Annotated in this window: 11 protein-coding genes and 1 pseudogene; 6 read left to right on the forward strand and 6 right to left on the reverse strand. The window is 45.3% G+C overall.

Annotated elements, in window-relative coordinates; genetic code table 11:
- Positions 1–120 precede the first annotated feature (120 nt).
- On the reverse strand, positions 121–1,755 hold the full coding sequence (locus tag LA360_RS27285; protein WP_225537814.1) for a DUF6262 family protein: 1,635 nt from the start codon (positions 1,753–1,755) through the stop codon (positions 121–123).
- 554 nt (positions 1,756–2,309) lie between these two features.
- Here LA360_RS27285 and LA360_RS27290 point away from each other — a divergent pair.
- From LA360_RS27290 to LA360_RS27305, 4 genes are all read left to right on the forward strand, one after another.
- The gene (locus LA360_RS27290) at positions 2,310–2,840 is read left to right on the forward strand and encodes a DUF6431 domain-containing protein (protein WP_146774921.1); all 531 of its coding nucleotides are present in this window, start codon (positions 2,310–2,312) and stop codon (positions 2,838–2,840) included.
- Between the two features lie 78 nt (positions 2,841–2,918).
- The gene (locus LA360_RS27295) at positions 2,919–4,334 is read left to right on the forward strand and encodes a DDE-type integrase/transposase/recombinase (protein ID WP_112481597.1); all 1,416 of its coding nucleotides are present in this window, start codon (positions 2,919–2,921) and stop codon (positions 4,332–4,334) included.
- A complete protein-coding gene (locus LA360_RS27300; protein WP_057573143.1) occupies positions 4,327–5,139 on the forward strand; it encodes an ExeA family protein in 813 nt (270 codons plus the stop codon). The genes LA360_RS27295 and LA360_RS27300 overlap by 8 nt, the downstream gene beginning before the upstream one ends.
- Positions 5,139–5,420, forward strand: coding sequence for a hypothetical protein (locus LA360_RS27305; protein WP_089775945.1), 282 nt, complete (start codon positions 5,139–5,141; stop codon positions 5,418–5,420). The genes LA360_RS27300 and LA360_RS27305 overlap by 1 nt, the downstream gene beginning before the upstream one ends.
- A 64-nt stretch (positions 5,421–5,484) precedes the next feature.
- On the opposite strand, the gene tnpC is transcribed toward LA360_RS27305, so the two are convergent.
- On the reverse strand, positions 5,485–7,134 hold the full coding sequence (gene tnpC, locus LA360_RS27310) for an IS66 family transposase (RefSeq protein ID WP_112481596.1): 1,650 nt from the start codon (positions 7,132–7,134) through the stop codon (positions 5,485–5,487).
- 147 nt (positions 7,135–7,281) lie between these two features.
- Positions 7,282–7,560, reverse strand: a pseudogene (gene tnpB / locus LA360_RS27315) (IS66 family insertion sequence element accessory protein TnpB); the annotation flags it as partial.
- Between the two features lie 126 nt (positions 7,561–7,686).
- Between tnpB and LA360_RS27320 the strand changes: the two are divergent.
- The gene (locus tag LA360_RS27320) at positions 7,687–8,892 is read left to right on the forward strand and encodes an IS256 family transposase (RefSeq protein ID WP_173876956.1); all 1,206 of its coding nucleotides are present in this window, start codon (positions 7,687–7,689) and stop codon (positions 8,890–8,892) included.
- A gap of 45 nt (positions 8,893–8,937) precedes the next feature.
- Positions 8,938–9,150: a hypothetical protein gene (locus LA360_RS27325; RefSeq protein WP_002583243.1), complete on the forward strand. Its 213-nt coding sequence runs from the start codon at positions 8,938–8,940 to the stop codon at positions 9,148–9,150.
- Here the strand turns inward: LA360_RS27325 and LA360_RS27330 are convergent.
- From LA360_RS27330 to LA360_RS27340, 3 genes are all read right to left on the reverse strand, one after another.
- Positions 9,147–9,422 carry a hypothetical protein gene (locus LA360_RS27330; RefSeq protein WP_002583244.1) on the reverse strand — a complete coding sequence of 92 codons (276 nt, stop codon included), beginning with the start codon at positions 9,420–9,422 and terminating at the stop codon, positions 9,147–9,149. The two genes, LA360_RS27325 and LA360_RS27330, sit on opposite strands and share 4 nt — an antisense overlap.
- A 253-nt stretch (positions 9,423–9,675) precedes the next feature.
- On the reverse strand, positions 9,676–10,047 hold the full coding sequence (gene tnpA, locus LA360_RS27335) for an IS66 family insertion sequence element accessory protein TnpA (RefSeq protein WP_112481594.1): 372 nt from the start codon (positions 10,045–10,047) through the stop codon (positions 9,676–9,678).
- Positions 10,048–10,099: 52 nt separating this feature from the next.
- A complete protein-coding gene (locus LA360_RS27340; RefSeq protein WP_089776264.1) occupies positions 10,100–12,094 on the reverse strand; it encodes a nuclease-related domain-containing protein in 1,995 nt (664 codons plus the stop codon).
- Positions 12,095–12,168: the final 74 nt, after the last annotated feature.

Raw genomic sequence — 12,168 nt, forward strand, 5'->3', positions numbered from 1 at the left:
TTATCAGTATTTTAACACCGTACACACTTCCTTCTATTCTGTGTGAAAAAGGCATAATTCTTTCCCTAAGTCCCATTCTTCTCTTCTTACATGATATCCCTTGATTATTTTGAAGCTTCCTTATTGCAGCTTATTCAACGCTCTAACCAATTTCCGGTTCTCCCTCTTCAGATTTTCGTTTTCATCCAACAACCTTTCCATTTCCCTTTGATATAACTCTACCTGTTTCTCCAGGCTTTTATCTCGCACCTCTCTCTTGATCCGGGCAAGTGTTCCTTGATCCTGTTTTTCTTTCTCTTCATTTAATATGTTTCTCACTTGCTCATTCTTATAAAAGAATCCTTTCGACAATCCTGTATTTCTGGAAAGATTGGATACTGATAATGGATTTCCCTCTGACACAGTCCTGTGAATCTCAGCAATAGCAAGTTGTATCTTTTTCTCACTTTCCTGCTGGTTCGCTTCTTTCATTTTATTGTACTTTGCCATCAACAGCTTCCCTCCCAGACCATTTTCTTCCTGCTGAAAGAACTCGGCCGACTTGCTAGCCACTTCCTCGTCAACCCATCCAATATATTTCTTTACTGTTTCATCCGTAGAATAGCCCATGTACTCCCTAATTGCCTGAATCGAAGTGCCATTTCGATAAAATGCTTTACATAATTCTTTTTGATATCCATTTCCTTTAAAGACATATTCACCCTCCAATATGCCAGCTCTCATACATTGTTTCGTAATTACCTCTTCAAAACTCCTTGCTGTGTATTTCTTATCCCTGTTTAGAAAAAGCAGTCCCTCTATGTCTATATGATTCTTTTCTGAATACTTCAAAACAAGCAAGTGTAAGATATCCGGTATAGGAACACTTCTGTTTGTCCCCGGCACCCTCATCCAGCTATCTTCATTCTCATAATAAAAATCTGTATTTTTCAGCAAGAACAGCTTTCCTTTATCAATGCCTGTATACAATAGAATCAGACTCATGATACGCAGCTGTTCAGGGAATTCTGAAAGATGGAGCATAAGTAAATCCAGTTTCTGATCCAAATCCCTGATCTCATGATCTTTAGGATAACTTTTCTTTTTATAAAAGAAAACAGGCACCTTGAAATAATCTATATGCTCCGTCACCTGTAGATATTGGAGAAATGTTATGACTTCCCGTATCTTATTATTGTAGCTTTGAGGACTGATCCTCTGTGTGCTCAGTTTTTCGAAATATTCTTTTACTGAATTAACATTTATCCTTGTTATTGCTTTTTCCTGCTCCTCTAAATATTTAAGAAATTCTTTTATATAGGTTTGTTTTATGCGTATTGTACCCAGATTCAGATTCGTAACCGTAAAAAGATATTTCAAATACTCCTGAAGCATCTTTCGATTATCTTCCAGTTGAATATCTAAAAAGGAGAAGCTTTCTATTGTGCTGCTAAGACTGTATCTTTCAGGAGCGATATTTAATTTCTCCACATACCAGACATTAGCTTCCCAATCAATCTCTTTCGCTTCCAGAAATAATCTTTTTCTACAAAATGCAATAAAATTTGTAGCGTTTACATTATATCCTCCCATCTGTTTTCTTAACAATGAAGCAAATTCCTCTTCTTGAGTTGTCTCCATTTTTAGAATATCCTGAAGTCCCGAACTCTCTGCATAACAAAGCAGATACTTTAAAAGGAGCAAGTACCTGTTTCGCCTCCCTTCTTTGTCTTTAACCGTTTTTACAACATAGTTTAGCATCTGTTCTATTTGCAATTTTATATTTTTATTTAATTTTTTTCCAAAATCCCAGTATAAGATTTCCGAATCTACTTCTTTTTTGAAATGACTGAGATATGGTTCCTGTAAAATAATCTGGCAAATAGATTATCTGATTCAGTGGTTTCTTTTTCTTCATACTTTTTACTGGATCAAAATTTATTTCTTTACTTTTCCCTCTAAGTACCCCATCTTCGAAACAATCAATAAATGTATTACACAAAGACCTTTTCTTATTGCTGATGGCTTTTCTGCTAATGTGCCAATTAATTCATTTAGCACTTTAGGCTGTATCAAAAATATCACGTCTTTTAACATTAATACTTTCCCTATTCCCACAATCTTAAATCTTCTTCCGTATAATCTTCTTCTCCATTCAGAATCCCCTCTCTGGCCTCTTGATGTTGTTGCTAAGCTAATTTGTCATCCATACTGCTCTGCTTGAATGTCAGAGACTTGCTCTGTATAATGTCAATGAACATTCTACAGAAAGAGAAAGTCCCAGAAGACCCTCCCGCTAAGTTGTGTCCTCTGAGACTCATGATAAAACCATGATTATTGTATCAGAGTACACGGAATCTGACAAGGGGGATGGCGTAATTACTATCCATTGTAACGAAAATTGTATATGCCCCATATGCCGGTCCCCTGTCAGCCACCGTGACTGGAAACCACGAATCATGAAGCTGGATGGCGGACAGGTGGTGTGGCTGATGATTGAGCGGAGACGGTGTGACAATGAGGGCTGCCGGAGGCTTCACAGTCTTCTCCCTGATAAGCTCGTCCCTTATAAGCATTATGGCTCCGACCTTATCGCTGCCGTGCTGGATGGTGATATCATGCCGGAGGATACCATGAACGAGGATTATCCTTGTGATGAAACCATACGGCGGTGGCACCACTGGCTTATGGCAAACTTCTCCCGGACAGAAGGTTACTGTCGGCAGGCTATGAGCCTCTTAAGGAATCCCGGACTGGCCGGCGCGGCCATTTTGGAAACAATTAGGAAATCCTGTGACAGGTGGCTTCCCGCTGTCCTGCGCATGGTCTATAACTCAGGCGGTTTCCTGGTATCCGTCTGAGGACATCTTATATGCACCCACTTTGTTTTGGCTGTCAGCGCTTTCTGCGGTATGCTGTCCAAAAAGGAGGTGCATACCATGCAGACAATCAAAAAAGATTTAAACGGGAGGGATAACGAGGCGCTCTCACGCTACACCTTGATCGCGCCACTGCTTGATGAGAGCCTGGATCCCGCCAAACGCAGCCAGCTGCGGGAAGAAGCAGCCTCAAAGTCAGGCTTATCCGAGCGTACCATCTTCCGGTACCTTGCCGCCTATGAAGAAAAAGGCTTCGAGGGTCTCAAACCCGTCGTGCCGGCTCAGGCGGTTGTCTCCGGGAGGCTGCCGGATAATTACCGGAAGATTGTGGAGCAGGCAATCCAACTGAGGAAGGAAGTACCCAGGCGGAGCGTGGAGCAGATCATCTTCATCCTGGAGCAGGAGGGCTGGGCGGAGCCGGGCGTACTCAAGCGCCCTACCCTGCAGCGTCACCTTTATAAAGCCGGTTTCGGCACGAGACAGATGCAGACATACGCAAGCGCACGCGAAAGCTCGTCCAAACGTTTCTGCAAGCCCAACAGGATGATGATGCTGCAGGCTGATATCAAGTATGGGTGTAAGCTCCCCATAGGGAAAAACGGGGCGATGGTGCAGACATATCTGTCCTCCGCCATCGATGACCACTCCAGATACCTGGTCCATTCCCGGTTTTATGACAACCAGGAGGAAAGCATCGTGGAGGATACCTTCCGGAACGTCCTCTTGAAGGCCGGGGCTTGTGATGCCGTATACTTTGACAACGGTTCGCAGTATGTGGCAAAACAGCTGAAATTCTCCCTTGCCAGACTTGGGATTACGGTTCGGCACGCAAAAGTCCGCAGCGGAAAATCAAAGGGGAAAATAGAAAAATTCCATCAGGTGGTCGATGCTTTTCTCAGGGAGGCCCGGATCCATAAGGTCAAAACACTGGAAGAGCTTAACCGGCACTGGAAAAACTACCTGGAGGAATACTACCATAAGCAGCCGCACGAGGGCATCCGGGAGTATTATGAGAGCCTTGGCATGCCCGTCCCACCAGAAGGGATCACCCCTCTCCAGGAGTGGAACCGGGACTGCCGGCCTTTAAAGTTCCTGGATACATCCGTAGTGGCGGAAGCGTTCCTCCATCATGAAGAACGCCTTGTTGACAAGGGCGGCTGTATCAGCTTTCAGGGCCGCAAATATGAGACAAAACCGTCCCTTATCGGTTTCCGGGTGGAGATTTCCTATGACCCTGCTTCGCCGGAAACCATCACGATCCGCCATAAAGGGATTGAACCGTTTACCGCAAAGCCGCTCGAAATGAGGCCGTTTTGTGATAAAAAAGACCCCCTGCCGATTTCCATGCAGGAAACGGAGCCGGATAATTCCCGTATGCTGGAGGCGCTGGAAAAGAAGAGCGCAGCATCCAAAAAGCACATGGCAGATGCCATCTCTTTCGGACAGTACAGGAAGGATGGTGGCAGCAATGTATAAAGCTTTTTACGAAATGCAGCGTCTCCCTTTCGTGCGCGATATCCCGTCGGGGATGCTGTATGAGTCACCGGCGATGGCGGACACCCTTGGGCGCCTGTCTTATGTGGCAGACCGCCAGCTGTTCGCCGTGGTGACGGCGGATGCCGGGTGCGGCAAGTCAACGCTGGTGCGCCGTTTTGTGGAGACGCTCCCCAAAGAGGAATATATCTTCCTCTACCTGTCGGACTCCAAACTGACCCCAAGATGGTTCTACAAAGGCATGCTCGACCAGCTGGGCGTGGAATCAAAGTTCTACCGCGGCGATGCCAAGAGGCAGCTTCAGAAGGAGGTGGAGATCATCCGCGGCGTGCAGGGCAGGAAAGTCGTCTGCATCCTGGATGAAGCACACCTTCTGGAAAAAGAGACCATTGAGGAATTCCGCTTCCTGCTGAATTATAAATTCGATTCTATGAGCCCTATGGCACTCGTGCTCGTCGGGCAGACGGAGCTGTGGGATAAACTCCGGCTCCAGCGGTATGCGGCCGTCAGGCAGCGGATTGATTTAAGCTGCATCCTGCCCCATCTTGACCGTGCGCAGACGGAAAGATATATCCGTTCCCACCTTGCGTATGCCGGAGGCAGGCAGGATATCTTTACCGATAAGGCCATGGACGAGATCTTCCGCGAGTCCACGGGGATCCCAAGGCGCATCAACCGGATCTGTAACGGCTGTCTGATGTACGCCAGCCAGCAGGGAAAGCGTCTCACGGACGAACATCAGGTAAGGTTTGTCCTCGAACATGAGATGCTGGGAGGTGAGGCCTGATGGTTCAGAACAAAGAACATCGCCCGGCAGAGACCTTTGCTGACCGCATGCGCCAGTCCGGCGTATTGGATCTGCTGGAGGAATACATGGACATCCGGGACGAACTGGAGGAAGCCCTCAATTCCATAGAACTGCTCCATGGGGATATCAGGATCGCCATGGATGACATCAGCGGACAGCTTGAAGATCTTCAGGAGCATATGGATAACGTCAGCAGTAAACTGCGCAGGTTCAAATCGCCGCATGCAAAGCAGTATGAAGTTGTCAAAGATCAAGGGTAAGTAATAATCCGTATCTTGACAAAATAAGAAATCCCCCAGCACTTACCGGGGGAAGATCTGTTTTTTACTTTTTAAGTTTGCTGCGGCAATCATCAGGCAGATTGGAGGACCATGGGAGAAGCTCCAGCATTTCTTCCTTTGCCGGAAACGCACCGAGTTCTTTCATCTTTTCCATCACATATGTGAGATAGTTGTATGGCTTCAGTCCATTCAGAAGCGCAGTTTCTGTGATGCTGTACACAGTCGCACTGGCCTGTGCCCCGCGGATGCTTTTGGCAAACAGCCAGTTGCGTCTCCCTATGGCAAAATTTTTCAGTGCCCGCTCTGCAGCTAGATTGTCAATACTCAGATGGCCATCTTCCAGATACCTTTTCAGATAGGTTTCCTGGTTCAGCGTATACAGGACCGCCTCTCCGATCTTAGAAGATCTGTCCACAGCATCCTCCAGGGTATGAAGCCACTCGAAGAAAGCCTCTAAAAGCGGCTTTGCCTGCTTTTGACGCTCTTCATACCTTTCTTCCGGTGACTTGTCACGGATCATCTCTTCGATCTTATAGAACATCCCGATCCGTTCCATTGCCTGATATGCGGTTGTTTCCTTCAGCTGCTCTTTGGTAAAGTCCTTTTTCAAAACGGTCAGGGATTCATCAAATCTGCGCCTCGCATGGGCCATGCATCCTGTCACGGTGATCCTTTCCGGAAGGCTGTGGTATGCCCGGTATCCATCGCAGGTGAAATATCCCTGGTACTGATCCCCAAGGAATTCCACCGGATGATATCCCGCCCGGGTTCTTTCGTATTGGAAGAGGACCATCCGGGGTGAGCCGCTGTATTCATCAGTGAGATAGACCCACATCCAGTTCTGAGTGGAACCTTTCTGTTCCGGCTCATCGATCACCTGAACACGGGTTTCATCCCCATGAGCGTATCGGCTCCGGAGGAATTCTTCCTTCATCAGTTCATAAAGCGGCTGCAGATACCGGTCCGCACACTGGATGATCCAATTCGCCATGGTCTTTGTGGAAAGGTTCAGGTCGTAACGGGCGAATTCCCGTTCCTGACGCGCAAGGGGCATGCCGCCCACATACTTTGCGTTCATGATGCCTGCCGCCAGGGATGGTGTTGCCACACTGCCTTTGAGAAGGGAAGGCGCCTTTTCCGGACGTTTCATGGCCCCGCATTTTGGGCAGCTGTAAACATAGGTGACCTCCTCCGCCACTTCAAACCGTGCAGGGACAAACTTCAGGCGCTTCACCGTCTCTTTTGTCACGACTTTATATTTGGTATTGCAGTCCGGACAGTTTCGGTCCGCGCCGGTCAGCTTATACTCAATTACTTCCGTTGTCTCAAAGGCGGAAAGATCTTCCTCCTTTTTGCCGGAACGTTTCTTTCTTTTATAGGAAGACGGATGGATCTCCTCCATTTCCGGCTCCGGCGCATCAGGCTCTGCTTCCTGCTCTGCCTCGTTAAAAAGGTTCAGCTGCGTATAGCCATCCGCATATTTTTCGCTGGATGGGCCAAACTGTTTCCGCTGCGCAAGAGTCAGACGGTCAGAAAGCATCGCATTCAGGAATTCCAGTTCCTTTGTTTTTTCTTCGAGGATCTGGATCTTTGTTTCCTGTTTCTGATAATGCTCCTGCATGGTTTTCATCAGGGAGATGATATCCTCCCTGCTCATCTTGTTCAGTTGTTCCTCTGTAAAAAGCGGATCCATAACACAGCCTCAACTTTCTGAAATCTCTGCCAGAAAGTATACCAGAAAAAGCATTCCGTTCCTATAGGAAACTGCATTCCGGGACGGAGGAAAATCCGCCCAAAACAAAGTGATTTTTGGCTTTTTGCGAATTGACAGGATCCGGGCTCATATGACGATCTTCGGGTGACGTTCTTCAAATGCGCCGCTGGGGTTCAGGGATAAACCATCGCACAGCCAATGGATCTCTTTCAGCGTAACTTTCTGCAGTTCATCCGGTGTGTCAGGCCAATGGAAGGAATCGCGGTCCAGCCGTTTCATCAGGATCCAAAACCCTGACCCGTCCCACTGAAGGATCTTGAGCAATGTGCGCCTGCGATTGCAGAACGCGAACATACAGCGGGAGTACGGATCGAGATGGAATTTCAGTTTGATGATGGCCGCTAAACGAGAGTATGAAAGTTTTTCTGTAAATAGCTATTAAGCATTAGGTCTTCTATGATAAAATCTATTATCATAAGGAGGCCTATTATTATGGCAAGAAGAGAAAAACAGCCCGTACACAAAGTAGTCATGACGGAGGGGAAAAGGAACATCGTCCATCAGCTCCTGGAAGAGTATGACATCCAGACTGCGGAGGATATCCAGGAAGCCCTCAAAGACCTGCTGGGGAGCACCCTGAAGGAGATGATGGAAGCGGAGATGGATGAGCATCTCGGCTATGGGAGGTCAGAACGGTCGGATTCGGATGATTACCGCAATGGCTACAAGCCCAAGCGGATCAACAGCAGCTTCGGGAGCATGGACATCCAGGTGCCCCAGGACAGGAAGTCCACGTTTGAACCCCAGGTGGTAAGAAAGCGCCAGAAGGACATTTCCGGCATTGACCAGAAGATCATATCCATGTATGCAAAAGGCATGACAACCCGCCAAATCTCGGATACCTTGATGGACATTTATGGTTTTGAGGCTTCGGAAGGGTTCATCTCGGACGTGACGGACAAGATACTGCCGCAGATTGAAGACTGGCAGAACCGCCCGCTGGAGGAAGTCTATCCCGTGGTCTACATCGACGCAATCCATTATTCCGTGCGGGAGGACGGGGTAATCCGCAAGCTTGCCGCCTATGTCATCCTCGGCCTTACGCTGGAAGGTAAAAAGGAAGTCCTGAGCATACAGATCGGGGAGAATGAAAGCTCCAAGTACTGGCTCTGCGTTCTGAACGAGTTGAAGAACCGCGGTGTGAAGGATATCCTCATTCTCTGCTCGGACGGGCTCACGGGCATTAAGGAAGCCATAACGGCGGCATTCCCGAAGACGGAGCAGCAGCGCTGCATCGTACATATGGTACGGAACACGCTGAAATACGTCTCCGACAAGGACCGGAAAGCATTTGCCACGGACCTGAAAACCATCTACCATGCCGCAAACGAGGAAAAGGCGCTGGAGGCGCTGGAGAAGGTGACGGAAAAGTGGACGCCAAAGTACCCCAACTCAATGAAACGCTGGCATGACAACTGGGATGTGGTATCCCCCATCTTCAAGTTTTCCATGGAGGTCAGGAAGGTGATCTATACTACCAACGCGATCGAGAGCCTCAACTCTACCTACCGGAAGCTCAACCGCCAGCGGAGCGTGTTCCCGGGCAGCACGGCGCTCTTAAAGGCTCTGTACCTGGCCACGTTCGAGGCGACGAAGAAGTGGACCATGCCCATCCGCAACTGGGGGCAGGTCTATGGGGAACTGTCCATTATGTACGAAGGCAGACTGCCGGAATAAGAGCGCACAGGCATAGGTGTACACCTATCCGGAAAGGAGCTTTCCATGTATGGATTTTCAAAATACGATGCTCAGGACAGGTACGACAGCTATAATACTGTACAGGTGAAGTTAAAACTGAATATGAAGACAGATGCAGATATCCTGGCCTGGGTCAGACAGCACAAATATGGCAGGGACACTTCCGTCCAAGGGGCCATCAAGGCCCTGATACGGGAAGACATCGCCAGAGGCCAGGCCGATGGGACACAAGGTTAATCCCTCTGCATTTTACATTCGTTGGCTGTCTGCAGCTCTGACAGGGATTCCATGATAGACAGGTAATCGATCCCCTCCACAACAGTCCCTGTGCCAGGGTCAAACAGTTCATCGTCTGCGGTGGCTTTCGGGTCATAGGATTTCAGTTCACTGTCATACCAGCTATAGATATCACTGTATAAGTCGGCTGCATGATCCAGCAGGGACTGCAGTCCATTGATCTTTGCCCTGATATCTTCAGGTACAAAGGGATCGTCTGTTTTTAGCTTCATGGCACACCTCCTGATGTTTTCCTGTAAGAAGTGTACCATAATTTGATGGGATTTTCCAATACATCTTGACAGAATCCAAAAGCATCCGTATAGTAAAGGTAGGTGGTCACGACATCCACCTACCTTTCTCATTAACTTATCATAGAAGATCTCAATTTACAGACTTTTTTTCATACTCTCCGCTAAACCAGTGCAGTTCTTCCGGAGGTCCGTGCAGCCACATGCCAGATAGACCGTAGTACTTCCGGAAAAATCAAGCATAGTTCTTTAAGGCCTGAAGCAGGGCAGTCAACAGTCTGGCTGGACAGTCCGCAGCAACTTCAATCCGGATATTTTCCGGGAGACAGATCATCACAGGAGGTTTTCCTGTACCTGCTGTACTGAAATGGAGTTCATGTTCCGAAGGGAGCTTTGCAAACACCGGATCAGAAGCACTTTCTGTCTCAGCTGCTTCTGACTGGAGCTTTCGGATCCAGTAACCCAGTGTAGACTGTGGGATTCCATTCTGCTGACACCATTCTTTGCGGGATAAACCGCTTTCCTGGAAAGCATGGAACCGGTCTGCCCAAAGGTCAGCCTTTGAGGTTACATTGTCATTCGTATTTATTGGTATCACCTCCATCATTTGAACTTATCTTATCAAATGTGGATGGAAATTTGCAGATACTGATTATTACCTACTTACAAATATAATTTACCGTGCCAAGATAATCTCCTTCTCCATATCTTGGTATTGTTAAATTTTTTCTTTTTACAACCTCCCTATACCATTTCACCGCAGTCGGAGAAGCAATATATCTCTTGAAATCATCGATGGTTGGTTGGCTATTTTCCCATATTTTCTCTTTTTTATAAATCTTCGACCCACTCCATATCTTTACATACTGGCCATTGTCAGAAAAAAACCTGATTAGAACGGACTCATCGACAATTCTTATGCCATCAATTTCCAGCGATGTAAAGCTATCTATATTCGTGCAGACCAATTGAATCATTCGTTCTTCCGGATAAGGTTCAGGAGGAAGAAATCCTTTGGTTATATCTCTAATCAATGCCCAATCCCTTAATAAAACCTGCTTTCTTAGTTTAAGCTGTTTTATGGCCTTCTTTATCTCTTGGCGGTCTTCATAGTAACGTTTGGGATCGTAAGGTGTCACCAGATGCTTTATTTCAATTATCACAACATGATTATCAAATAAAGCTATAACATCAAAATCTGTATTTCCTATAGATGATTTAAATTCTATCTTATCTGTATAGACATTCCATAAGGAAGACTGCGACAATTGATTTCTTAAATAGGATTCATACTCATCTCCGATTGCCGCCCGCTTTATTTTATAATCCAGCATAATCTGCTCAAGCATCCGGGTTATATTAATTTGTTGAATCAAATTAGGGGCAAATAAAACCCTTTTACCACTTATTTGAACCAACGGTTTTGAGAATAAATCGCCCTCTTTCCCGCGTTGCGGATAATATATAAACCACTCCACCAGCTTAGCAGCCGTATTTAAACTCTTGCCATATAATCGTGAAAAACTTTTGATTAACAAATCAATATCAACTACTGGACATAGATAATTAAATCGATCACGTTCAATTTCTTTCCAATTATGATTTAAGATATTTGAATATATTTCACTCATTGTCAATAAAAATTCATGAACTTCTAGGAAATCATTCAATTTACCATATGGTAATGTTTGCCTTAAATAGGCTGGAAAAATATCCGTCTGCTTTATAATTTTCATTGTGCAGTTAGCAGATAAATTACAACGCAGGTAGACCTCCAATTCCAGTTCAAAAATGCTTCTCCACAAATCCAACTTTATTCTCTTGGCAAGGCGTATTATAAACTTATTTCCATAAATTATTCTATTTTGATTTGATATCAATAAATCAATACTATTTTGGAATCTTCTGGCCTCTCTGCGTATTCCTGCAACAAAATCAATTAAACTCGCTTCATTGGAATTGGGCGCGAAAACTATAATATCATCATCTGTATCCGTTTTTCCAAGTTTAACAGAGTAATCTTTATATATATAAAGGGACCATAATCCGTTTGCTAATTCACAAAAATTTGAATGATGAACGAACTCCATAATATCCGGACATCGCAAACATTGCTCATATGTTAGATTATCGCAAGGTTTTTCAAAATTACTGTCATAATAATATAAATAAGGAATTGAATAATCTATCAGTTCTATTAGATTTTCACTATTCTGTGATGTTGAATATCTCATACCAGGATAGATTTCAGATTCTACATTTGCAACCAAATGCTTTATCCCTGTGAATGGCTTTTTACCATCTATGTCATTCAACTCAATACCAAGTTTATGCTGATCCTCAAAAAACGAAATTAATGCCCTCAATTGATAATCCAATGGATAGTTCATAAATTCCGTCTTTTCTCTGGCAGCATTATTTTTTTTCATGTTACTATAAATAGCCTCATAAGCCAACCCCAGTTCCATCATCATAAATCCAAAGTCTGTTTCATATTTTTCATCCATTGACATTATCATCTGTACTAAAGATTCTAAATCTGAATCTTTGTAATTATATGAAATTGGCGAGCCAAGAAGGTTGCGATACAATACAATCTTTTTAAATTTCTCCGGATTTCCTTGATATATGTTGTATAGTTCATTAATGTCCATTTTAAACCACCTTTTAAATTACAATTTCAGCCACCTAATCATCTAACTCCATTATACAATATACCGAAATAAAA

This window comes from Enterocloster clostridioformis, assembly GCF_020297485.1.
Taxonomy (GTDB): domain Bacteria; phylum Bacillota; class Clostridia; order Lachnospirales; family Lachnospiraceae; genus Enterocloster; species Enterocloster clostridioformis.

Bases quoted from the DNA above. Each gene is read 5' to 3' on its own strand.
- LA360_RS27290 (WP_146774921.1), top strand. From the start codon at position 2,310: ATGATTATTGTATCAGAGTACACGGAATCTGACAAGGGGGATGGCGTA.
- LA360_RS27295 (WP_112481597.1), top strand. From the start codon at position 2,919: ATGCAGACAATCAAAAAAGATTTAAACGGGAGGGATAACGAGGCGCTC.
- LA360_RS27300 (WP_057573143.1), top strand. From the start codon at position 4,327: ATGTATAAAGCTTTTTACGAAATGCAGCGTCTCCCTTTCGTGCGCGAT.
- LA360_RS27305 (WP_089775945.1), top strand. From the start codon at position 5,139: ATGGTTCAGAACAAAGAACATCGCCCGGCAGAGACCTTTGCTGACCGC.
- tnpC (WP_112481596.1), bottom strand. From the start codon at position 7,134: ATGGATCCGCTTTTTACAGAGGAACAACTGAACAAGATGAGCAGGGAG.
- LA360_RS27320 (WP_173876956.1), top strand. From the start codon at position 7,687: ATGACGGAGGGGAAAAGGAACATCGTCCATCAGCTCCTGGAAGAGTAT.
- LA360_RS27325 (WP_002583243.1), top strand. From the start codon at position 8,938: ATGTATGGATTTTCAAAATACGATGCTCAGGACAGGTACGACAGCTAT.
- LA360_RS27330 (WP_002583244.1), bottom strand. From the start codon at position 9,422: ATGAAGCTAAAAACAGACGATCCCTTTGTACCTGAAGATATCAGGGCA.
- tnpA (WP_112481594.1), bottom strand. From the start codon at position 10,047: ATGATGGAGGTGATACCAATAAATACGAATGACAATGTAACCTCAAAG.
- LA360_RS27340 (WP_089776264.1), bottom strand. From the start codon at position 12,094: ATGGACATTAATGAACTATACAACATATATCAAGGAAATCCGGAGAAA.